A 22,035-nucleotide genomic window follows, 5' to 3' on the forward strand; every position below is an offset into this window, starting at 1 on the left:
AAACAAACAATAAAAAACAGTCCTCGATGCTATATTTATATAGTATCGAGGACTGTTTTTTATTTTGTTTATATTTCTAAGAGGAATATACGAATAAACGTAGAACTTATAATTTATTATACATAATGATTAAGTCACTTAAACGAAATGGATTCATAATGCTTAATTAAAGGGTGAGGGTGTAGCCCAAGCGAAAGCGCGGGAGACTTGGTCTTAGACGGAGGATTACTGGTGGATAATGTAGTTCCCTTTTCTATTCACAGAGATTGGACGGAAAAGATTAAAAGCATTAGGTTCGGTAAACGCAAGCTAACGATTATAGATGAACGTGGAAATGTAAAAAATTATATGTTTATTACTGTGGAAAACACCAAAAATAAGAAGTTTAAAGTAAGTGGATATACTCGATATTTTTACTTTGAAGGGTTAGGTAAAACAAGGATTGAGACATTGGATTATCACGCCAAAGTTATCGTATCTTTTCTGAACTATGTGTTTTTTGAAAAGTATAAGGTTTACCGTATTCGAAAAATAACGGACTTAGATATAAAGCATGGGAATGAGTATCTTAGGGATTTAAAGGATGGAAGAATTGGGAACGACCAAAAGACTCGGCAAACGGTTGAAAAAGTAGAGCGGGTGCTTAATAAATTTTATCGGTTTTTATTGAAGGAATGTAAGGACATGGAATTTGTGCAAAAAGAGGATGTTCATGTGAAGGTATCCTATTCCAAGCAGTATGGCAATGTGAAACAGAAATTCAAACGAGAACAGGATATATATACACCCTGTTTCAAGTTGATTATTCTAGCATAACTGCATCACCACCGGAACGAATAAAGTCAATTTCCAGCTTTGTTTTCTCAGAGCTTCTTACTCTTTGTGACATTCATTATCCACAGCTCAAATTAGCGTTATGTTTACAGGCATTTGCGGGTTTAAGACGAGGAGAAGTATGTAATGTTTCACAAGACAAAATTCAATACAGTATGTACGGACTGGATATCGGTTGGTTTAGTATTAACCTGAAGGAAGTCACTCAATTGCGTACAGATGGCATAATTACAGGTGGAATCAAGAAACGAAGAATACAACCAGTACATCCTGTCTTCCTATCCATGTTTCAGGAAATTTACAACCAGCATTTGAAGTTAATTGAACATGTAAAAAATCCGTTTGGAGCTTTATTTCTTAACCGCTATGGTGAAGCGATGACATCTCAAGATTATGAAAATAAATTTACAAGGTTAGTTAAATTATTGATTGAGAGATTACTAAATAACGGCGACTTCTTGTCACTTAGTGAAGCAAATTTATTGATGAGCGGCAGAATGAATACGCATGTGCTGAGGCATTTTTTCACACAGTTTATATCAGAGTTAGAGCAAACGCGAAGTCCAGTCGAGATTGCTTATTGGAGAGGAGATAGCTCGTTAGAAACGGCAATTATATATCTATCCCACCATCCGTTAATTGACGATAAAATTTCTTTTATTCAAAAGAAGGTTTATGAAGATCTTAGTAGATAAGGGTAATTGTTAGTTATAACGTAAAATAAGTTCGGAAGGAAGAAGTGTATGAAGAAAGCTGATTCTGGAATTTCGGACGATTTTATAATACAGCTAGAAAAGGAGATTATTTGTCTCGAAAAAGAGCTTAATGATGTTCCGGATAATGCCTATTTGAAAGGCAAAATGGATGGGCTAAGGAGAGCGCTTCTTATATATCGTATGCTATTAAGATCAAAGTACAATTCCCATCCAGTTAGTATTGAGATAGACTAGCTCTAAGCTAGTCCTCCATAATGAGAGAAAACAAAGTCAAAATCGGAAATAAAGATAATACCACGGAGTAGAATGTATTATCGCGGGTCAATTGAAGTTTACCTGTCAATTGATTGTTTGTCCGGGTTAAAAAATAGATTTTGAAAGGTAAATAACTTTATGAAGATCTATGGATTATATGGTAAAAGCGGGACGGGCAAAAGTCACAAGGTTCAGGTTTTAGCGAACAAGCTAGGAGTAAATTCGATTATTGATGATGGCATTCTAATTGTTGGACAAACTCATGTGGCAGGAGTCTCTGCAAAATGCGAAAGGATCTCTGTTGATTCAATACAATCAACGGACGAAATTAGCTTAGCAGCAAGCAGGCGACAGGAAGGGCTACATGCTATTTCTATCAAACCTAGTAATGTGCCCAAGACGTATAGTGGCTGGTATGAATAGGAAATTGTTTCATTTGAAAATATAACTTTTGAAATTATCATAATCAGCCCTTACAGTAAAAATTTGTAACCATTTAATTTAGAGTAGTGGATTTGGTTGTATTCTCACTAGAGCTAAAGTTTAAAACTTATTGAACTCTAAGAAGAGGTAATAGGTGAAGGTATGTATGAAAATTATTACTCCATCGATGAAGTATGCGCCAAATTAAAGATTACTTTCAAAACTGTTGAGGCAGCTGTCGAAAAACAAATTTTACATCCTATATTAATTCCGTTTGGTTCGAAAACGAGAAAATTATTCCCGTATGAAGAAATTGACGCTATATCAAATCTTTTGGAACAAACCTACGGGATAAAAGAATTATTCAAACTGGCTCAGCAAGATGACAGGTTTTCGGATATCACCCTTAATACTCTGAGAAACTTCATTGATAGATACCCTATTCCCAAATTTGTGAATCCTATTGATTCATGGGATATAAGAAGAATTCTCAGATCTGATCTTAGGGGTTTATTTGATTACATTGATCAAAAATACAGAAGAAGAAAGTATGACTCGATTAAACAATGGATTAAACCCGGTGCAGAGATAAAATTTATTAGTGATGTAAATGGTTATTTGAATTTTGATTTTTTACGAGATTGTTATATAAACAAATATCATGCTAAAGGCTTCTCCAGCTTTCAGGATGTTGCGCGGCATACAATATACGTTGCTGAATATCAAAATGTGGATTGGTTTACTAATGAAAAATTCGATGATATTTACATAAAGTGTTCTGATGAAAACAAATTTTTGGAATTCTATGAACTCTGGGATAGAGTGAATAACCCGGAAGAATATTATACCAACAAAGAAGTTGCGCAAATGTTTGGCAGAAGGGTTGATACCATTGCCAAATTTGTTAATGCAATCAGAGTTGGTAAGTTATTATATTTAGAGAAATCCAAAGTGGACTACATATATAAGCTGGAAAAAGAGACGATTACGCTAAATGAGCTAGTTGAACAATTAAATTTGAAAACAGATCATGGAGACTGGTCGGATAAAAAAATCATCAGAGTCTTAGAAAAATTGGGAGTTGAGTATATTCCTCCAGGAAAACATCCCTTTGGACATGCGAATATCATTTTCCAGAAAGATGTACCAAAGATAAAAAAACATTTTGAAAATGAATTAACTCTTAAAACAAGCAGCCCATACAAAAAATATAAATTCCTTATCCAAAATATTAAACATAGTCATGTCCCCAGAACGATTGAGGCTTACGAAGATTTCGTGGTCGAAAGATTTAATGCAGTAACTAACGGAATTGTGTTGGTAAATGCTTTAGTATCCATTTACACAGAAACCTTTGGAACTCTAAAAAAAGAAATATTTGATTATGATAATAATGAATTGATGAACCTCTTGGACACGGTGGATACGAATACTGCTAAAGATGAAATGTCACGCTTTCTTAATTTTTGTAACCGTACTTTAAGTACGCGATATACAAATCAGTTCAAAATTCATAAAGGTACCAATGAAGAGGAAGTCCAGCCTTACTCGATTGAACAGTGGCTAGATTTTGGATTTCTTGTTTTTAATATACATCATGAGCATTACCCTATTTATCTGGAAAAAGCGCTAAACGTAAGAGGCTACGCTATGACCTGGCTCTATTGCTCGTTGCATTATGTTGTCGGTTGGAGGCACAGTGATCTTCTTGCATTGCCGTCCTTATCATTAGAAACTGTGCTGAGCATGAATGAATATGAGCTAATACAGAGCATTAGAGAAGGGAAATTCTCAAAAGAAATGGCTCAATTAATCATTAATGAAATGATGAGGATTGTTAAGGCCTTCCAAAGAAAACCTCAAAAAACAAAGAGAAAAAGTAATCAGCCATTGAAGGTGGTAGTTGAAGACAGCTATGTGCCAGTCATAGGAATGCTCATAGCTTTATGTGAGGCTCATCGGAGAATTGAAAAAAAGAAGACTTTGCTTACGGAAAGAGCCGGACGGAAAAACTCACATATAAATTTTTTTAGTGAACCATATCGTGAAATTTTCGGTGAAGGTCATTTTATGAACAGCAGAGCAGTGAAAACCTACCTAAATATTGTGCAAACCACAAGTCAAGATCAGGGATGGGGAATGGGTTACTATCTTGCCTCAATTATTCGAAGCCATAAACCCGATAAAAGAGGTATTGCGAGTACAACCCAAGTCTACTTGGAACATATCAATAAAAGCAATGATGTTGATCGGATAACCTTCGCTCTTTGCGAACGAGGGACATTTGGTTTTCTTCCGTATCTCATGTTGAAATTAATCGGCGGGGAACTATTTGTAAAAAAAGATATGCTGGAACAAAATGAGCAAATTTCAGAATTGTTGCCGATCAAACCGTATATGCTTGAGTGGTTGGTTAAAGGTGTTGTTGATAATCAATCAAGAGTAGCTGCTGTGATTAAAGAACTATTGGTGACTCCAAAAGAAGCAATGATGGAAATGCTAAGGAAAATATCATTAGGTGAAGCACCCTCTAAAATGGAACATTCACAATGCTTATTAAAGTCTGTTGATAGGTCGAAATGCATTTATCCAACTAGGACGGATTGTGTTGGATGCGAATATTTGATTCCCGAGATGTACTTTCTTTTACAGTTTAGGGATCTAATATCTCAAGTTCTAACAAACATTGAAACAGCCGTGTTTGAGTTCGATAGACAGAGATTTTCATATGCATTGCTGAATGCATATTTACCCATTCTTCAGGAGGCGGTGAATCTCTTTGGTCGAGAAAGGGTATCTGCTTTTATAAACTTAGTTGAAATTAAAATAAAATTTTAAAATTAGGGACTAATAATCGATTGCAATTTCAGAGGTGAAGTCATGCTAATAATCGAGAAAAAGCTTGACGGAGCAAATATTTCAAGTGTTCAAGTTAAAGAATTCACAGAAATTGATTTTAACGAAGTCTATTTACTCTTTAATGAGTATAAGTCAAAAATATCATACTTAATGAACATTTCGATGATTTAGTCTGGGAAGTGAGCAACGAGAAGAGAATTAGAAAAATGGATTTTGGGCTTAATGAAATTGTATTCTCCCAGGAATCAAAGAATCGGGATATTGGTCTATATATTGATTTAGTGAATTCTCTGAAGACGTTTGTTCTATACAAGCTCGGTTCTTCAGCAATGGAAACCATATATTTAATTCAAATAGCGATTAAAAATATATTAGAGAAAACGCACTACATCAATTTAACACAACTTCAATCACTCATGAATAGCGAGAATCAACCTTACGTTAGATATTACTATAATGTATTAGAATTCCTGGATTTTTATAATCTAAACGTAGATGAAACATGTATCGAAATCATAAATTATCATTATGAGTCTTATTGCATATCAGCTGAAGAAAATAGGTTTGACCGCCAAAGAAAGCTGGAGGATTTCCAAAGTATTTTTCGCTTGGGTGAAGCAATAGACTGGTATTGGGATATATGCGACCAGGATGAAAAAGAAAAGTATTATCCATTAAAAATTTGGTGGGAAATAACTACAAAAATTCCTTTACGAACTACTGAATTCTGTCTAACGCCTTATGATTGTACAAGGAAAGATGATGATAAGTATTTTCTGACTTTAAAAAGAACCTTATTGAAGGGAAACGTGCCTGCGGTATCTCATAAAATTAAAGATGACTATGAAGATCACGAGATAAGAATTGACGAGGAGCTTTATCTTTTAATACAAAATTATAAGGCAATTGTAGACCATTATGATTCAATGGAAAATTTCTATGACCGTGATTATCAGATTATTGGAAAAAGGCAGTTTCTGTTATCTCATCGATCTTATTTTAAATGTCTGGAAGATAAAAAATCTACTTTCAAGAATACAAAAATATTAGAGCAATTTAATGAATATCATCTCAGAAAGATTATTCAGCAGTTTTATGTTAATGTGCTACAAAATAAATTTAATTATCAGGTGATACCGAAAAATAACGGTAACGAGTTGCAGCCTTATCAAATAGAACTCATCAGTCCGATGGACACAAGGCATTACGCGTTTATTAATTTAGTATTGAATGATATTGAACCGATTATGATAAAGGAGATTGCCCGGCATGGATCCGTTGATAGCAGTTACCATTACTACAACCATGTGGGCAGCTTTGTGAAATGTTTTACCTACAGCATGGCCAAAAGAATGGCGTTAAAAAATCGTGAGAAAATGGGGATTTCTATAATACATATGAATTCCTTTAATCACGAATATGCTTATCGTACAGCCATTGAAAAACAAGAAGTGAGGTATCGTGAAGTAACAGGCGGCAGATGTATTAATCCTTCTGAAGGATTTGAGGAGTGTTTGAAAAATAATAACGACTGTGCAATATGTAGATTCTTCCGGCGTTCATCTACTACTAACAATCAAGGCATTTTGCAACGTATTAACAGTAATGAAGAAAAATTAGCGACTGAAATCGACGCGTTACAAGAATTAGTCAAGCAATTCAAAAGATCGAAAAATTTTTCGGAAGATTATGGTGTAATCATTAACAAGATTAAAAGTCTCGCGAATCAAAATGCGCTATTATTAAGTAAATATGTCATGTAAGGAAGTTGAATGATGGCTCGAACATCCATTTTTGATACAAATGAACTAAAAGAGATCCTTCATAAATTTTTTAAAGATAATAAACATAAAGTAATGCGGCTGACTTTCAGTAACCTGGCTGCATATGCAAGCCAAGACTTAGGGATCTCTAACATTAGGTATTACCACTTTGCCCGAAATGAAGAGATTAATAAGATGGTAGAGGAGTATAATCAAACATTAAAAAGCAGCGATATTATGTATACCGCTAATAATAACTTATTTACCACCTTAAATATCAAAGAGTTTGTAAAAAACAATTTAGGCAACGCGCAGCAGCTGACATTTTATTTGACCCAGCTTCAAGAAAATCAAAAGAAATTATATGACCAAACTATCGACGCGGAATTCCAAATCAAGAAGCTTCAGGATCAAGTTCGCAAGCTTACAGAACAAAAAGAAAAATATAGGAATAAAAATAAAGAATTGTCCAAGCTTTTCGATCAATTGAAAGAAAAAACGGACGTATATATTGAGGCATTAAATCTCAAGGATGAAAAGCAGCTGCTTAAAGCGTTGCATAGTACGAAGCTAGTTTATGTCATTAATGAGAATGATGAGGAAATGAGCACAATTCAAACAGATAACATCCAGCAATTAGATGAGACTAACGGTAAAGACTTGGAAAAATTAATGGAGCAATATGGAGATATTTTCTCCTAATTGAGAACTAATCCGAAGGGTTTGCCTCTGGTGTACAAAATGATCCTTTCTTTTGATTAAAAGAGAATACGTGTTTTTACTTAAATGTTAAAGAATGAGACAGTGGTGATTGGAAAATTACCCGCGGCGTCTTTGTTCAAGCTGGTTTCCCTCACGTGTAGAGTAGCTTTTTTGATGATGACACGGGATTATGGCCCCCTTTCATTTGAAAGCTTAGGCCGATCCTGATAAACCTAGGAAAAGAAGCTATTGTTAAATAGGCGATGGAGTTTAACTATACAACGCAGGAACGGCTAATGACTCTTACCAGAAGTTTATTTAACGTAAGCGTCAAATAACTCGGTGGATAGAAAAAAGAGCAAAACTCGAGTGAACAGAGCTTTGCTCTATTGGCAGGCTTCTTGGACTTCTGGGCTCCAGGGAAGGTAATCTTCAAGAAACTCCGGATGCTGTCCAAACTGAACCCCCGGCAATTGGCTGAAGATGAATTGAAGATATTTAAACGGATTAAGACCATTTGCCTTAGCACTTTCGATGAGCTGTAAACGGCGGCACTCGCCGAAGCTCCTTTCGGACTTCCGCTAAAGAGCCAGTTTTTCCTTCCAATTGTAAAGGGTCGAATACTGTTTTCGGCAAGGTTGTTGGATATGGAGCAGTTGCCATCCTGAAGATAATTCATAAACTCTCCCTTATGATTTAGGGCATAGGTCAAGGCTTCACCTAGTTTGGATTTGGGCAGCACCTTACCTTTGGTGGAATCGATCCATACCCAAAAAGCCTCCAAAACGGGTCTTTCTCGTTCCAGACGCTCAGATTTACGTTGTTCGCTCGAAAGGTCTTCAAGCTTTTTCGGTTTAAACCCGTAACTTTAGAGTCTTACACCCTTATTCACACGATTGCGTAATTTCTCATTGATTTACGTCGTTGTCGCTCGTTGTCGCCCTTGACATGGAGCCTCCAGCGGGCATGATTTTTCGCGATAGGGCGATGCGGATAACACATGCATCGCGAGGCTAACAAGCCTATCATGCCCGCCCCTCCATGTAAAGGGCTTTATCCATCATACCTTAATCACAAGCGGTTTTACGGCTTGCTGATGCATAGCTTGATGAAATTCCTGCGGGGATAGATCATACAAACTTCCATGGATCCGCCGCTGATTATAAAACAAGAGATAGTCAGATACGATACGGTATGCATCCTGATAACTCTCAAATTCATGCCTGGAGAGACACTCTTGTTCTAAAATGGCATGAAATGCTTCGATATGCGCATTTTTATTCGGCGTTTTCGGAGGAATACGTTCATGTTCTACACAATACTCCAGGCATGCTTCTTCAAAAGCATGGCTGATAAATTGCGGGCCGTTATCGGTACGAACCACGGGCAGCTGATCTTTCTCAAAGAGCCGCCGTTTCCATAACGCTCTCTGCAGGATTTGCGCAGCATGCTTCCCTTCACAAGAGAGGCCCATGTGGTAGTCGATAATCGATCGGTCGTAGACGTCAATCAGGCTGAGCAAGAAAAAGAAACGCTGCTCTGCTGCAATATAGCCGTATTTCACGTCCATCTCCCAAAGCTGATTCGAAGCGCAAATCTCACGGTTGTTCGCCAGCTTTCGGGGATATTGGATTCGCTTCCGGCGTTGTGGCTGCAGGATGCCCAGTTCCTGACACAGCCGGTATACTTTTTTCTTGTTAATGATCAGCCCATACTGTCGTTTCAGGCATACGGTTAATTTACGGTAACCGTAAGTCGCTTCTTCCCCGGCAATAAGCTCCATCAGCCATTCCTTGATCTGCTCATCGCTGACGGGACGCCGCTTATGATCCAAGGAAAAGCCGGGAATCGGCCGTCCGCCGTTATACACTCGCTCTTGCTTGAAGTGTTTCTTCCGGTAATAGTACGTCGCTTCACTGACGCCGACGATTCGCAGCACCACTGCAGCTTTATAACCCCGCGCAATCCATTTGTCGGCGATCTCTATTTTGTCCGATAGGCGGGGTTCACCTTTTTTACGAGATCACGAAGAATCGCAATCTCCAAATCCTTCTCGCCCAACAGCTTTTTCAATTTGTCGTTTTCCTGCTCTAACGCTTGAAACTCTTTGGATGATGGAGTGTAGGCTGCAACTTTTTTGGATTCTGGTGATGCGTTTTTCCAGTTTGCATGCTTCGATTGACGAATCCAACGAGCGAGCATTTTCCCGTCTATTCCATGTCGTCTTGCAACTTGGCTGGCATTGCCTGCTTCTAAGGCTTCTTGGATGAGCTGTTGTTTAAATTCAATGCTGTAACTCTTGCGCTGCATCTTTGATCCCTCCACTTTTGTTAATTCATATTGTAGTGGATAAGGAGAAAAGACTCAAAGGTAAATATGGGGCTTTAGAGTTTTTTCAATCTCGAAAAGTTTGTTACAGAATGTAATGCCTTGGCTTGGAAGGGTGGCTTCCGGGCTCTGTATATCTTTCGGAAGGGAATCTACGAATTTCCTTCGAAGATGTGTCCAACAGAGGCATCTTGTGACACCCGGAATCTTTGTGTACCCGGAGTATGCATCCGAGTGAAGGTACCCATTGAATCCCTTTAGGAATTTCTGAGGGTATTTGCCACTTCGGCCAGGTTGGTACTCGAAGATTCGAATGGGGTGTTTGCCATGCTGGCCGCTGCTGTATACCCACATATAGGAATCGGTGGTATTCTTCCGCCCTTCTTCATTCATGACTTGAACGACGGTTTCATCCGCATGTATATACTTATCCTGCAGGAGTTTTTGATGCATTAGCCCCACCAATGGAGCTAGCCAGTCGCGGGACGCAGCTTGAATCCAGTTGGCCATGGTCGCACGGCTAAGGTTTACGCCCAGTGTCCGCCACTCCTTTTCCTGACGGTACAGGGGAAGGGCGTTGACGAATTTCTGATGCATGACCCATGCCACTGTGGAAGGAGAAGCCATGGAGTGCTGGATCACCGGATAAGGCAGGGGTGACTTTTCCATGTAGGGTTTCCCGTTCTTACGACAGGTACGGCACTCAAAGATTTCACGGTAATAATCGATGGCTCTGACTTTGGCAGGAATGAACTCGATTTCAGTTCGGACGAACTCTTCGCCAACCGATACAAGTGCGGTGCTGCATGCTTCGCAAAAGCAGTCTTGTTTATCAAGGGTGCAAAGGCGTTTGTCGTTAGGAATATCCTTCAAGAGTTCCATCCGCTGACCTTGAAATTTCTTTCGCCGGTACCCTTGTATCTCCTTAAGGTCAGGCTCTGGCGCCGTCGGATCCGCTTCGATTTCTGCTTCATCAAAAAGAGACATCTGCCCCAAAGAAAGGGACGATGTCTTCTCAGTACTTCTGCCGAAGAGTTTGCGCGTTAGATATTCAACTGTATCGTGAAGCCGTTTGTTCTCCAGTTCCAGTTCGCCTATGCGTTTTTCGAGTACTTTTACCTGCTCCGCAGCGCTCATGAATACAGTTCCTTTACCGTTTTCTACTGTATCCATTATAGCATAAAAATGCCGAAAAACCCAGTAATAATGCGCATTTTCGGGATTTTTTACTGTTAAAGACAGGCCGTAATATGGAGTTTTTTTACGGCCTTAGGTTGATCTATGGACAGGCCTTCCAGAAGCCAACGAAATTCCTGGTAGGTGATGGAGCGAACGGCTTCGGCATTCATCGGCCATTGAAAACTTCCGTTTTCCAGTCGCTTGTAAAGGAGGACAAATCCATCTCCTTCCCAACAGAGGGCTTTCATTCGATTGCGTTGCCGGCCACAAAAGAGAAACAGACTGTTCTGGAAAGGGTTCAATTGAAAGTTCTGCTGGACGATGGCGGCAAGTCCATCAATTGACTTCCGCATGTCGGTATACCCACAGGCGACATAGATTTTCTCCGCTTTTGAGATATCACCGAACATGTTGCAATGCCCTCAAGGTGTTTTCGATCAAGGTTGCTGATGCATTGTTGCGAATCTCCAGTGTTACAGCGCCAAAACGTATTACGATATCTGACAATACTTCTTGATCACCGAAATCAGTACCAACTGTAGAGACTGGAATGTTTACGGGTACGATTGGATTGGCAATGGGGTTGTTTTGAGAATAAAGTGACGGGAGGGCTTCGCATGCGGCAGCGCGCACGCGCCTCAACCAATAATAATAAGTTTTAGGATTAATGTCATGATCAGCACACCACGCAGAGATCGTTTGTCCACTACTGCGACATTCTCGGACAATCTCAGTCCATTTGTTTAATCGATACTGGTTAGTAACTTCCCTGGTATTCAACTCTAAACCTCCCACTATAAAGTAATTTTTTCTCCTGTTTTCCCGCCCATTCTTAGTTTTTCAACTTTGACGCCTTGAGGATGTTGATAGACATTGGTGAACAATTGAATAGATTACATTTTTTTCTGTAAGGGCCGGTGGCGGGAATAGAGCTTGAACTCGATTTTATCCAAACTATGGATATATTGGTATGATCGCACAGTGGATCTCCACATTCACCCTTGGGGTTTACCCTCCCATGTCACGCTGGGTCTATGCCCTTACATTCCTTCGTTCTACCTCTCAAGGGGTGGAGGCCGATTCTTGCTCCCTTACTGGGTCGTTGCCCTTATGGTGTATTGTTCTTCGGCTTCTCCGGTGCTTCCGTTGTCAAAGTTGTACACATATGAATACGTGAGAATTCAGGATGACATTGATTAATTTTAAGCTGCACTCCGTTGTAGCTGGGCTTGTCGAACGGGTCCTAATACATCGATTGCATCATACTCTTTTTGCTTTGTCCCCAAGGTGTATAAGATTCGAATGAGTTTTCCACATAGGGCGATGATCGACTGTTTTTTCTTCAGCGGATTCTGACTCCGCGTGGTGTAGTGCTTGTGTAGAGCCTTGAACACTTCGTTCTTGGCCACCATCGGCATCATACAACGGAACAAAAGCGCTCGGAGGCGAGATCGCCCTCGCTTGGTGATGCCGGTCTTCCCTTTACGTTTACCAGAGCTGTTCTCTTTCAGGTTGAGACCCGCCAGGCGGATGATCTGCTGGCCATGGTCGTACTTGTTCAGGTCTCCTACCTCAGCCAGAAATCCAGCTACGGTGACTTCTCCAACCCCTGGGATACTTAGCATGTGTGCAGCTCCCGGAATTTTCTCCAGGATTTCCATCACCTTCTGCATCGTGGACTCCAGTTGCTTGATAAACAGATCGAACTGCTCTAATAGGGCGGATAATTCCAACCTTGCTGCCATGGTTCCTTCCGTTAATCCAATGGAGGACGTTGCAGCAGCGTAGAGTTGCTCTGCTCGCTTGATGCCTACGCCTCGCTTTACTTCCGTCTTCCAGTGTGTGAGAATGCCTCTGGCGCCTGTAGAGACAACCTCCTCTGGCGTTGGAAACCGTCGCATGGTCATAAGCGAGGTCTTGCCGTCCCATTCCTTAAATACGCTGGAATACTCTGGGAAGAAGCGATCGAACCAGTTCCCGATTCGTGCCTTCACTTGCTTGAGATTGATGGATACCTTCTCTCGAAAATTCATCAGAATACGCAAATCCGCATATTCCTTCGTCGGAAGACTGGGCTCAGAGTACTTGCCATTTCGGATTAAATCCGCAATGACTTTAGCATCCTTGTAGTCGCTTTTGGTCGGTGAATTGTCTTCCAGCTCTTTAGTTTTGTTTACATGATGCGGATTCACCACTACAACTTTGATGCCTTGCCCTTCTAAGAATGCAGCCAACGGGAACCAGTAGTGTCCAGTAGGCTCAACGCCAAATACAATTTCCGTTTTGGCATTAGCTTGCTGAAGTTCCTTCATCCACAAGGCTAGTTTCATTAGCCCTTCTTGATCGTTGTAAAAAGTGCATTCCTTGCCTAGTTCAAGGCCACGGAAGTCCACAGCACGAGCTACATGAATCTTCTTGGCAATGTCCGCACCGATGACAAGCGTTCTTTCGGAAATTCTTGTAATTCGTTGATTTTGCTTCTGTTTCAGCTTATACTTCATGGTAGAGCGTCCTCCTTTTAATTAGGGCAGTGAATGTGTCCCATTCCAAGACCCAGCATACAGGAGACGCTTTTTTCATTCAAACCTCAATTTACTTCATTACAGGAATGGCTCCCTTTGGAGTTTTTCGAACGAAGTCGAAAAACTCTACAAACTCCAATTAAGGGAATTGTCTCAAAGACTGAGGGAGGTTTCTATACACTAACTTATTAGACGCTTACACTCAAAACGTGTACCTTCCCTCCAAGATGTTTCATCTGTAACCTCTCCGCCGAAAAGGTATATGCTTTTTGCAGTTGGCGAAAACTTATCTAACCGATTGATATTATCCACTTTTGTTCCCATAGTTCTAAGATTAGGTTAGTTTATTTTTCTAATTTTAAACCCAATTGAAACGTACCGAATACCAACATACCTAGAACCCCGCTTTCCAATGCTTTCAGCCATTCAAAGGCCATCATGAATCCAACAGAAAAACCGAAAAAGAGGACAGTCAAAATAATTTGTATGGAATTTTCATGATTGATCAACATCTGGTGCAATATATTAAATTGTTGGTTCATAATCCAAAAACTCCTCTACCAAGTGTGGAAGTCGTATTAAATGCTCCTTTTGTTTACATTCTAGCTGAAAGTAACCTAAATGATTTAATTCTTTAATCAATTTCTTACAGGGTCCCAATTCCTTCTCCATCAAAGAAATGATTATGGGATAATCAATGGAGAACATATGCTCATTTTGCTGATCCGCCATCCAGTATATTCCGAGAAGCATAAGGAATTGCTCCCAATTAAGTCTTTGGGCAAAAACTTCGAGAACTAACCTTCCAGGAAATAAAAAGGTGCCATATTTCAGGAAAGCAGGTGCCTTTTCCTCAATAAGTTTGCTATTTAAGTCAAACTGCTGCCACTTCAGCATTTGCTGTAAATAAATCATTGAACAGAGCTTTCGAGATTCTTTCGGTAAAGGATGCACTATGAAATAAGAGGGTATGAATATTACACTGGGAATTCGAAGCATGTGATTATATTCTGCAACCATGTTAATTCTCTTCTAAGAAGTGCACGTTGTCGTACCCAGTTTTTAAAAAATGAAACATTACATCTAGTGGCTTGTCATCTGCTGCAATACGAAAGCTTGTTTGAAAACGTTCATCCGATTTAATCAGATCATAGTAATATGCTGTCATCTTATAAACGGAATCTTCTTTTGGAAACAAGGAGATTTTATTCAAATGTAGAGGATGCCGTTCCTTTAATTCAACTATAACATCTTCCTCATAGACAGCACGCAATAATTGATGATCTTGATTATTGATAATAAGAAATAGGTAGGTTACTTCTTTATCGCGTAGTTTTACGTATTGTTTATCAGTCAGCATGTAGAGCCCTTCGTAATTAAACCAAAACATTTCACCCTGTGTATCTTCCAAGACAACTTTGGCAATCCTGATAATCTTAGAATGGATCAATTAACACACCTCATTTATTTGTAATGTAAAGTTTGGGAAATATAGTTAATTGAGAGTTATTAATACAGTAATAATAACCCATAAACATTATAAATGTAAATAAAATATATATATGGGGATTAAAATGTTGCAAACTCTCTTCTATCTTTGTTTATGAGGTGTTTATTAAATGACAAAAGCTTATAACAAAGATGATAATGATTTATTATTTGCTGTTGGTCAACAAATACGTTATATTCGAAAAATGAATAACTTAACTCAAGAACAATTAGCTGAAAAAGCTGGTATAAAAACGTCTTACATAACAGGGATAGAAAACGGGAAAAGGAACACTTCCCTAGCCACTTTGAATCGGCTTACAAATGCTTTGGAGATTCATCCAACACAACTGTTTCAGTACCAGAATATTGAGCCTGTTAGTGGAGATAAGTTTCAGACAATTAAACAAATACAATCATACCTAGCCAGTAGGAGTGAGGAGGAAATCAATTGGGTACTAAAAATAACTAAAGAAACAATGGAAACATTTGATCGTATTAGAGAAAGCAGTATAAAATAAGTTACGCATTCAGAATATTTTTTGCGTATCGCTTTCTGTGCATGTCTAGCGGTTTGTTCATTTCAAACGGTTGTGCAAAGTGTTGCGATTTCTACATTCAGTGAATAGTCATGCGAAATGGTAAACCATAATATACACTTTTATTGGAACGACACTCAAAGTAGTAAGCAAGAGACAAGGGTTAACATATTGTCCCTTGCTGCTGGTCCATATCTGCCAAGACGCAGCCAAACAATCCTAATCCAAAGCCCCTCTAGTCTCTTACCAACGGCCTCATAATGACCTTGGATACAAATTGTAACCGTCAAATCCCTTTGAACACTTTTCGATAAATCAGATTGAACACTTTTTAGCTGAAGATAGTTTACCGATGATTAAGCCGATAACTAACCCCTTGCAACTGAATGATCTCACTTTTATGTAGTATGCGATCCAGAATAGCTGTCGTAATTGCCGGGTCGCCGAGAAGGTCTCCCCAGTCTTCGGGTCCTTTGTTCGAGGTCAGAATGATGGGTGTTTAATTATATAGTTTGTTGATTGGAAGAACAGGTTGGCTTCGTGCCGATCCATCGCCAAAAACATGAGTTCGTCTATGATTACAAGATCTGAGCGGTAGATATGTCTCATTTTGTACTGGGAGGCTCTTGAGATCGCCTCTGTCTTCAGCAGATGGATCAGACCGTCCATTGTGATAAAACTAACCTTATGTCCTTTCTTTAGGGCTTCAACGCCCAGCCCGATCGCAAGATGGGTTTGCGATACCTCGTAAACTCGTATCGCCATGGCAATTTAGCCTATCATGCCCGCCCCTCCATGTAAAGCCTTCCTGTGCTACTGTGGTTTTGGTAAAACCCATTTACACAAATAATTTACACTCCCTATATGCACAAGTTAGCTTTTAAATCGATTACACGAGTTAATCTATATTCGCGTCAGTTTTACTCATACACACAAAACGATCACATTTTTCTTATATAATTTTATTTAGATCAAAACACTCGAAGATCATGAGGTCCTATGTACAGTTTTTTTAGCGAAATCAGTTCTTGGTTAAGTGCTCCTTTTGCCCATACTGCCCGTACTTCTAATATTGCCTTCTTGGCAGCATTATTTTTCGGATTTGCCGGCTCCGTTGCGCCTTGTCAATTGACCGCAAACCTAGGCAGTATTACTTATTTCGGCAATAAATACATGCAAGAAAAGTTGGCCGGTCTCGAATTTCTTCTTTATTTGCTAGGGAAGATCATGGTTTTTTCCCTTTTTGGGATGATGTTTTGGCTATTTGGCAATAGCATCTCCATTGATTCGATTCCCGTTTTTGTTTATGCCCGCAAGTTGGTCGGCCCTTTGCTAATTTTTATGGGGTTGTTTTTTCTGGGAATCATAAAGTTGCGCGGCGGTTTCGGGTTTAAAATTTCTGACGCTGTGAAAAATATGGGCGAACGAGCTGGAAGGAAAAGCGGTGCGTTTTTGCTTGGGGTGGCATTTTCACTAGGATTCTGTCCGACGATGGTTCTGCTGTTTTTCGGCATGGTGATGCCGCTGGCTGTGCAGTCGACTTATGGTATTTATTTTTCGCGATTGTGATCGGGTTTGGTTTGGATCGGACGATCTTAAAAAAAGCCAGACAATGGGGACGTATTGTTTATAAAGTATCCGGGGCATTTTTAATTCTACTGGGTATCAGTGATACGATTACGTATTGGGGGCTCTAATCAAGATTTGATAAGACCTTCATATTTTCAACATATTTTGAAGTAAATTAGGGATCGAGGGAATGCCAATGCCAAAAATACATGCGCTAGTCGTTGATGATGAATGGAATATGCGAAACCTTTTACGCATTTACCTAACCAAGAGTGGTTTTCAAGTTTCAGAAGCCAGTAACGGCCATGAAGCACTTGCGTTAATTGAACAACAACCATTCGATTTAATTTTGCTGGACATCATGATGTCCGGTATGGACGGGTGGGAAGTGTGCAAACGAATTCGTAAAACGAGCCAAACCCCTATTTTAATGCTGACGGCCCGTACTGAAACGAAAGACAAGGTACAGGGACTTAATATGGGGGCCGACGATTATTTGGTGAAGCCGTTTGAACCGGAAGAATTGATCGCGCGCGCATTTGCCTTGCTGCGGCGTAGCAGTATGGCCGATGCCACCGAAATTCGTCCTGCAGCCATCGTTTATCAGGACTTGCAAATCGATCCCGATGCTAGACAAGTGATGGTCAAGGATCAGATGATTGAGCTTACCCCCAAAGAATTTGACCTGCTGCGTTTTCTGGCACAGAATCCGAACCGGGCGTTCACGCGGGAAATCTGTTTAGACCAGGTTTGGGGCAGCGATTATTTCGGGGATACGCGCACCGTGGATACTCACGTGAAAAATATACGGGAAAAGTTACGCGCTACAGGACTGTCTTATGTGCCGATTCAAACCGTATGGGGCGTGGGGTATAAATTCCATCCGGTCGAGGATTCCAAATGAATGTGAACCGGATCGTCATCAAACTGGGCTCCACGATGATTTTGCTGTTTCTGGTCGTCCTCCTTCCATTGGGCTATGTGATTAATCAAATTTTTTCAGGTTTTTATTACAATCAGGTGCAGCAGCATATCGAGCGATTGGCTGCGCGGTATGCGAATGAGGTCGCCACCAGTCGGAGCACCATGACCGTTAATATGATCGAAATGATGTCGTCATTTTCGGATGTGAAAATGATGGTCGTCGATGCGGAAGGAAAAGTTATGGCAAATTCCGGCGTTGCTTGGAAACCGCAGAGCTCACCCATTCCGGAAGAAGAAATGCAGGAATTGATAAGAGGAAGGGCACTTGAAATGGAAATGGTCGACCCTGGATCAGGCGAACGTTTCCTTGCCTCCGGCCAACCGATCATTGTTGGACAACACTTTTACGGCGCAGTCTATGTGCTGTCCTCTGTTAATGGAATTGATCAATCCCTGCAAAAAGTAAGGCAATCACTGATTCTATCAGGTATAGGGGCTTTTTTCCTCGCGCTCGGCTTTACCTTCGTCCTTTCCCGTAAACTTTCGGACCCGTTGGTTCGCATGGAGACGGCGACGCGTCGGATTGCCCAAGGGGACCTGAACACCCGGGTTCAGATCCCTTCGAACGATGAAATCGGCTCTTTGGCCAAAGCCATCAATGATTTGGCGGTTGATCTGCAGCGGTACCGTGATACGCGAAGGGAATTTTTTGCGAATATTTCCCACGAACTTCGGACCCCCATGACGTATTTGGAAGGCTATGCAAAGGTGTTACGAGACGGGTTGTACGAGACGGAGGAAGAGAAACAGAAATATTTGGACATTATCCATCAAGAGTCGATTCGGTTAACGCATATGATTCATGATTTATTTGAATTATCGAAGATGGAGGAAGGCAAGATCATCCTTCACATGGAATGGATCGATTTGACCGAAGTCATGGATCATGTCATTCAAAAAGTGAAGCCAAAAGCAAAAAGTAAGGGACTGGATATTCGCGTGGAACAACCGGATCGGCTACCGCTGGTGTACGCCGATGGCCTACGAATGGGGCAGGTGTTTATGAATTTGCTAGACAATGCGATCCGTTATACGGAAACGGGCACGATTCAGGTGCAGCTCAGGCAAGAGCCTAGCCATGTGGTTACGATCGTGGAAGACAGCGGGATCGGCATTCCCCCAGAGGAATTGCCTTCTATTTTTGAGCGCTTTTATCGGGTGGAAAAATCGCGTTCCCGAGAACATGGAGGTACCGGGTTAGGACTTGCTATCGTCAAGCAGCTGGTGGACATGCAGGGCGGAACGATTCAAGTATCCAGCGTGTTAGGAAAAGGCACTCGTTTCGAAATTACACTTCCGATTGGAGGGGATAGCCAGTGAAATGGATCGAGTGGGTCATTGCCATATCCCTTGTGGTGATCGGTGTATCTTGTTTAACAATGTCGGCGACGTCCATGATGAATCCTGCTACAGTGAATCCGTATCTATACAACTTATTGCGTATATGTATGTGGATCGGCATTCCGGCTCTAATCGCGGGATTATTGTATCTCATATTCAAGAGAAAAAAAGGGGATCCGAAATGAAAAAAGTAATGAGCAAAATTTATCCGCTCATGTTCGCGGCAATGACTGTCTTTCCGGCTCAAATTTTTGCACATGGAACGGAAGAGGAACATCAAAGGGAAAGCCTGCTTGGGAATTATGTTTTCTTTGGCATCGTAATTTTATTCCTCATCCTTCTACTCAGCTTTATTCTTATCAGCAAAAAGGTGAAGCAGCTAAACAATGCAAAAAATGAAGCAGACCGGGCAAAACGGAAGCAGCTCGCCAAAGCGGCTAAGGTATTCAAATGGACGGCGATTGGCGCATTCGTGGCTGTACTCATCAGCGGGTTCGCCGTTCTAAGCGGAGGGTCCAAAACCACTGCAGAAACAGAAGCCCAGCAGTTGAAAGAGGTCACGATGGAGCATGCGCATGGGATGAGCTACTCTCCTGACGGGAACAAGCTTTTCTTTGCCGTTCATGACGGTCTTCGTGTTTACGAAAAGGATCAATGGCTACTTCCAGCCGGTGAAAAGCATGATTACATGGGTTTTTCCATGGTGGATGACGGGTTCTACAGCAGTGGGCATCCAGCACCAGGTTCGAACAAAAAAAATCCTTTCGGCATTGTTAAAAGCACAGATGAAGGAAAGAGTTTTGAAGCGCTTGCCCTTTATGGCGACATTGACTTTCATGGCATGAGTGTCGGCTACAAATCTCACACCATCTATGTTTTCAATCCTGAACCGAATGCCAAAATGAAAACGACCGGGCTCCACTATTCAACCGATGAAGCAAAAAGCTGGACGAAAACGGCAATGAAGGGCATGGAAGGACAGCCCGTGGCGCTTGCGGTACACCCGACCAATGAGGCGGTGGTGGCCGTGGGCACGGAAAAAGGTGTATTTGTGTCGAGAGATTACGGACAGCATTTTGAACAAATCGGACCTACCGGGCAAATTACTGCTTTGTTCTTTAATGCACAGGGCAGCTTGTTTGTAGGTGGGATAGACAATAAATCGGCAACATTAATCCGTATGGACATCGATGCGAAACAAACCGGGAATATCAATATCCCAGCTATAACCGAAGATGCCATCGCCTTCATCGCACAAAATCCGGTGAATGAACAAGAGCTCGCCGTCATGACGTTCAATAAAGATGGATATACCTCATCAGACGGTGGCAAGCGTTGGACGAAAATTGTCGATCAGGGAAAGGGCACATCCACACAAAAATGAGGAAAGGGAGTGGTGCACATGATGGCGGATGATGGGACCGGGTTGGAGCCTCTTTATGATGGTGTTCTGGATTCTGATCATTGGGATGGTCATTTATGCCGTATTGCTGCTGGTGTCTAAAACGTTTCAGAAAAAAGAAGATCCGGCACTGAACATTTTGAAAGAACGGTTTGCCCGGGGAGAAATGGACCAAGACGAATTTGAACGGAAAAAGGCGGCATTAACCGGCAAATAAAACTTCATTGCCCCCTCATAGAATCATCACGTTTTCAACACATCTATGAATTAGACTATCCTTGTAAGAACAAAATATGGAGGAGGAGAATTAGCATGAAGAACAAAAAAACGTTGTTGATGGTTTCGTTTGCTCTTGCAGCGGTTTTGGTTGTGGGGCAAGGGGTGTTTGCCGCAAATGACAATAACATCGCCAACGGCAATATGAGCAACATGATGAACGAAAACAGCATGTCGGGCATGACGCAGATGATGGGGAACGAAAACATGCGGAAGATGATGAGTGCCATGAACTCCCCCGAAGGACAGGAAATGATAAGCGCATGCAGCACGTTTATGGATTCTTACGATGATAAGAAGAGAGATTGAACACAAAGTGCACATTGAGGGCAGAATAAGCGTCGAGGAATATGCGGTAACAAAAGCCGCGTTACTGCAAGAATGAAAATATATAACGCCAGTAGATCCCGGCATTTCCGGATACTGGCGTTTCAGTTATATTGGGATTATCTGAAAAGCGAGGGAGGAAGATCGATGAATTGGTTACAGTTGCTTGCTTTTTTAGCATGCCCTTTGATGATGCTCTTTTGTATGAAGGGCATGTTCGGTGGAAATAAAATAAGAAAACGGGTGCGGTAAACACCTCTGTTTCTCAACAAGAGTCTCAGCAACTGCAAATTAAGATGGCGGATCTCATGGAACAAAACCATAAACAGATGAAGGAAATTGAGGATTTGAAGGCCAAGCAGTCAAACAACGTGGTCCAGCTCGCCGATGAAAGATTGTCAAAATGGGAAATATCCTAATCATTTTTTAGGATGCTTAATAACAGCGATGGGGTCTAGCCTCGTCGCTTTTTGTTGCAGGGGCTACGGGATTTCGATTCAATTGGTGGAACTTCATCATTTCAACACA

The 22,035-nt window shown here is 40.9% G+C and carries 22 protein-coding genes and 3 pseudogenes; 14 read left to right on the forward strand and 11 right to left on the reverse strand.

From position 1 onward, the window contains the following. Positions 1 to 231: 231 nt before the first annotated feature. The 5 genes from EXW96_RS18225 (at position 232) to EXW96_RS18250 (ending at position 7,552) form a co-directional block, all read left to right on the forward strand. On the forward strand, positions 232 to 816 hold the full coding sequence (locus EXW96_RS18225; RefSeq protein WP_174351120.1) for a hypothetical protein: 585 nt from the start codon (positions 232 to 234) through the stop codon (positions 814 to 816). 227 nt (positions 817 to 1,043) lie between these two features. Continuing rightward, the gene (locus EXW96_RS18230) at positions 1,044 to 1,529 is read left to right on the forward strand and encodes a hypothetical protein (protein WP_174351121.1); all 486 of its coding nucleotides are present in this window, start codon (positions 1,044 to 1,046) and stop codon (positions 1,527 to 1,529) included. An 861-nt stretch (positions 1,530 to 2,390) separates the two neighbouring features. Next, positions 2,391 to 5,066, forward strand: a complete 2,676-nt coding sequence (locus EXW96_RS18240; protein WP_174351122.1) for a hypothetical protein — start codon at positions 2,391 to 2,393, stop codon at positions 5,064 to 5,066. Between the two features lie 227 nt (positions 5,067 to 5,293). Then, positions 5,294 to 6,850, forward strand: a complete 1,557-nt coding sequence (locus EXW96_RS18245) for a hypothetical protein (protein ID WP_174351123.1) — start codon at positions 5,294 to 5,296, stop codon at positions 6,848 to 6,850. A 9-nt stretch (positions 6,851 to 6,859) separates the two neighbouring features. Further along, positions 6,860 to 7,552 (forward strand): hypothetical protein, encoded by a 693-nt coding sequence (locus EXW96_RS18250; protein WP_141335238.1) that lies wholly within the window; start codon positions 6,860 to 6,862, stop codon positions 7,550 to 7,552. 386 nt (positions 7,553 to 7,938) lie between these two features. Here EXW96_RS18250 and EXW96_RS18255 read toward each other — a convergent pair. The 10 genes and pseudogenes from EXW96_RS18255 to EXW96_RS18300 all read right to left on the reverse strand — a co-directional run. After that, a pseudogene (locus EXW96_RS18255) lies at positions 7,939 to 8,402 on the reverse strand (IS66 family transposase); the annotation flags it as partial. 210 nt (positions 8,403 to 8,612) lie between these two features. Further along, positions 8,613 to 9,539: an IS3 family transposase gene (locus EXW96_RS18260; RefSeq protein WP_141336822.1), complete on the reverse strand. Its 927-nt coding sequence runs from the start codon at positions 9,537 to 9,539 to the stop codon at positions 8,613 to 8,615. After that, the gene (locus tag EXW96_RS18265) at positions 9,536 to 9,862 is read right to left on the reverse strand and encodes a transposase (protein ID WP_141336823.1); all 327 of its coding nucleotides are present in this window, start codon (positions 9,860 to 9,862) and stop codon (positions 9,536 to 9,538) included. The genes EXW96_RS18260 and EXW96_RS18265 overlap by 4 nt, the downstream gene beginning before the upstream one ends. A 72-nt stretch (positions 9,863 to 9,934) precedes the next feature. After that, a pseudogene (gene tnpC, locus EXW96_RS18270) lies at positions 9,935 to 11,017 on the reverse strand (IS66 family transposase); the annotation flags it as partial. Between the two features lie 95 nt (positions 11,018 to 11,112). Next, a complete protein-coding gene (gene tnpB / locus EXW96_RS18275; RefSeq protein ID WP_127610823.1) occupies positions 11,113 to 11,469 on the reverse strand; it encodes an IS66 family insertion sequence element accessory protein TnpB in 357 nt (118 codons plus the stop codon). Continuing rightward, positions 11,459 to 11,839, reverse strand: coding sequence for an IS66 family insertion sequence element accessory protein TnpA (gene tnpA / locus EXW96_RS18280; protein WP_155615813.1), 381 nt, complete (start codon positions 11,837 to 11,839; stop codon positions 11,459 to 11,461). The genes tnpB and tnpA overlap by 11 nt, the downstream gene beginning before the upstream one ends. A gap of 422 nt (positions 11,840 to 12,261) precedes the next feature. Beyond that, on the reverse strand, positions 12,262 to 13,560 hold the full coding sequence (locus EXW96_RS18285) for an IS110 family RNA-guided transposase (protein ID WP_375256441.1): 1,299 nt from the start codon (positions 13,558 to 13,560) through the stop codon (positions 12,262 to 12,264). A 365-nt stretch (positions 13,561 to 13,925) separates the two neighbouring features. Continuing rightward, on the reverse strand, positions 13,926 to 14,123 hold the full coding sequence (locus tag EXW96_RS18290) for a hypothetical protein (protein ID WP_141336107.1): 198 nt from the start codon (positions 14,121 to 14,123) through the stop codon (positions 13,926 to 13,928). Continuing rightward, positions 14,107 to 14,496: a hypothetical protein gene (locus tag EXW96_RS18295; RefSeq protein WP_174351124.1), complete on the reverse strand. Its 390-nt coding sequence runs from the start codon at positions 14,494 to 14,496 to the stop codon at positions 14,107 to 14,109. Before EXW96_RS18295 ends, EXW96_RS18290 begins: the two co-directional genes overlap by 17 nt. A 106-nt stretch (positions 14,497 to 14,602) precedes the next feature. Beyond that, on the reverse strand, positions 14,603 to 15,031 hold the full coding sequence (locus tag EXW96_RS18300; protein WP_141336105.1) for a hypothetical protein: 429 nt from the start codon (positions 15,029 to 15,031) through the stop codon (positions 14,603 to 14,605). Positions 15,032 to 15,200: 169 nt separating this feature from the next. Here EXW96_RS18300 and EXW96_RS18305 point away from each other — a divergent pair, with 169 nt between their 5' ends. Beyond that, on the forward strand, positions 15,201 to 15,590 hold the full coding sequence (locus EXW96_RS18305) for a helix-turn-helix domain-containing protein (protein WP_141336104.1): 390 nt from the start codon (positions 15,201 to 15,203) through the stop codon (positions 15,588 to 15,590). Positions 15,591 to 15,954: 364 nt separating this feature from the next. Here the strand turns inward: EXW96_RS18305 and EXW96_RS28790 are convergent. Further along, positions 15,955 to 16,352 (reverse strand): annotated as a pseudogene (locus EXW96_RS28790) (ATP-binding protein); the annotation flags it as partial. A 255-nt stretch (positions 16,353 to 16,607) separates the two neighbouring features. Between EXW96_RS28790 and EXW96_RS18315 the strand changes: the two are divergent. The 8 genes from EXW96_RS18315 to EXW96_RS18350 all read left to right on the forward strand — a co-directional run bounded on the left by EXW96_RS18315 (position 16,608) and on the right by EXW96_RS18350 (position 21,759). Next, a complete protein-coding gene (locus EXW96_RS18315; RefSeq protein WP_196427004.1) occupies positions 16,608 to 17,177 on the forward strand; it encodes an urease accessory protein UreH domain-containing protein in 570 nt (189 codons plus the stop codon). A gap of 196 nt (positions 17,178 to 17,373) precedes the next feature. Next, on the forward strand, positions 17,374 to 18,081 hold the full coding sequence (locus EXW96_RS18320; protein WP_174351125.1) for a response regulator transcription factor: 708 nt from the start codon (positions 17,374 to 17,376) through the stop codon (positions 18,079 to 18,081). Then, entirely contained in the window at positions 18,078 to 19,481 is a 1,404-nt protein-coding gene (locus EXW96_RS18325; RefSeq protein ID WP_141336102.1) for a sensor histidine kinase, read from the forward strand. The genes EXW96_RS18320 and EXW96_RS18325 overlap by 4 nt, the downstream gene beginning before the upstream one ends. Further along, on the forward strand, positions 19,478 to 19,687 hold the full coding sequence (locus EXW96_RS18330) for an LPXTG cell wall anchor domain-containing protein (protein WP_141336101.1): 210 nt from the start codon (positions 19,478 to 19,480) through the stop codon (positions 19,685 to 19,687). The genes EXW96_RS18325 and EXW96_RS18330 overlap by 4 nt, the downstream gene beginning before the upstream one ends. Continuing rightward, on the forward strand, positions 19,684 to 20,886 hold the full coding sequence (locus EXW96_RS18335) for a F510_1955 family glycosylhydrolase (RefSeq protein WP_141336100.1): 1,203 nt from the start codon (positions 19,684 to 19,686) through the stop codon (positions 20,884 to 20,886). Before EXW96_RS18330 ends, EXW96_RS18335 begins: the two co-directional genes overlap by 4 nt. A gap of 55 nt (positions 20,887 to 20,941) precedes the next feature. Next, positions 20,942 to 21,121, forward strand: coding sequence for an SHOCT domain-containing protein (locus EXW96_RS18340; protein ID WP_230876382.1), 180 nt, complete (start codon positions 20,942 to 20,944; stop codon positions 21,119 to 21,121). Between the two features lie 95 nt (positions 21,122 to 21,216). Beyond that, the gene (locus EXW96_RS18345; protein WP_141336098.1) at positions 21,217 to 21,489 is read left to right on the forward strand and encodes a hypothetical protein; all 273 of its coding nucleotides are present in this window, start codon (positions 21,217 to 21,219) and stop codon (positions 21,487 to 21,489) included. 165 nt (positions 21,490 to 21,654) lie between these two features. Continuing rightward, on the forward strand, positions 21,655 to 21,759 hold the full coding sequence (locus tag EXW96_RS18350) for a DUF2933 domain-containing protein (protein ID WP_174351126.1): 105 nt from the start codon (positions 21,655 to 21,657) through the stop codon (positions 21,757 to 21,759). Positions 21,760 to 22,035: the final 276 nt, after the last annotated feature.

It is taken from the genome of Paenibacillus sp. JMULE4 (genome assembly GCF_013337105.1).
In the GTDB taxonomy this organism is placed as follows: domain Bacteria; phylum Bacillota; class Bacilli; order Paenibacillales; family NBRC-103111; genus Paenibacillus_G; species Paenibacillus_G naphthalenovorans.

Excerpts from the sequence above, each read along its gene's own strand:
- EXW96_RS18240 (WP_174351122.1), top strand. The coding sequence starts at position 2,391 with ATGTATGAAAATTATTACTCCATCGATGAAGTATGCGCCAAATTAAAG.
- EXW96_RS18245 (WP_174351123.1), top strand. The coding sequence starts at position 5,294 with ATGGATTTTGGGCTTAATGAAATTGTATTCTCCCAGGAATCAAAGAAT.
- EXW96_RS18250 (WP_141335238.1), top strand. The coding sequence starts at position 6,860 with ATGATGGCTCGAACATCCATTTTTGATACAAATGAACTAAAAGAGATC.
- EXW96_RS18265 (WP_141336823.1), bottom strand. The coding sequence starts at position 9,862 with ATGCAGCGCAAGAGTTACAGCATTGAATTTAAACAACAGCTCATCCAA.
- tnpB (WP_127610823.1), bottom strand. The coding sequence starts at position 11,469 with ATGTTCGGTGATATCTCAAAAGCGGAGAAAATCTATGTCGCCTGTGGG.
- EXW96_RS18285 (WP_375256441.1), bottom strand. The coding sequence starts at position 13,560 with ATGAAGTATAAGCTGAAACAGAAGCAAAATCAACGAATTACAAGAATT.
- EXW96_RS18290 (WP_141336107.1), bottom strand. The coding sequence starts at position 14,123 with ATGAACCAACAATTTAATATATTGCACCAGATGTTGATCAATCATGAA.
- EXW96_RS18295 (WP_174351124.1), bottom strand. The coding sequence starts at position 14,496 with ATGATTTATTTACAGCAAATGCTGAAGTGGCAGCAGTTTGACTTAAAT.
- EXW96_RS18305 (WP_141336104.1), top strand. The coding sequence starts at position 15,201 with ATGACAAAAGCTTATAACAAAGATGATAATGATTTATTATTTGCTGTT.
- EXW96_RS18315 (WP_196427004.1), top strand. The coding sequence starts at position 16,608 with ATGTACAGTTTTTTTAGCGAAATCAGTTCTTGGTTAAGTGCTCCTTTT.
- EXW96_RS18320 (WP_174351125.1), top strand. The coding sequence starts at position 17,374 with ATGCCAAAAATACATGCGCTAGTCGTTGATGATGAATGGAATATGCGA.
- EXW96_RS18325 (WP_141336102.1), top strand. The coding sequence starts at position 18,078 with ATGAATGTGAACCGGATCGTCATCAAACTGGGCTCCACGATGATTTTG.
- EXW96_RS18335 (WP_141336100.1), top strand. The coding sequence starts at position 19,684 with ATGAAAAAAGTAATGAGCAAAATTTATCCGCTCATGTTCGCGGCAATG.
- EXW96_RS18340 (WP_230876382.1), top strand. The coding sequence starts at position 20,942 with ATGATGGTGTTCTGGATTCTGATCATTGGGATGGTCATTTATGCCGTA.
- EXW96_RS18345 (WP_141336098.1), top strand. The coding sequence starts at position 21,217 with ATGAAGAACAAAAAAACGTTGTTGATGGTTTCGTTTGCTCTTGCAGCG.
- EXW96_RS18350 (WP_174351126.1), top strand. The coding sequence starts at position 21,655 with ATGAATTGGTTACAGTTGCTTGCTTTTTTAGCATGCCCTTTGATGATG.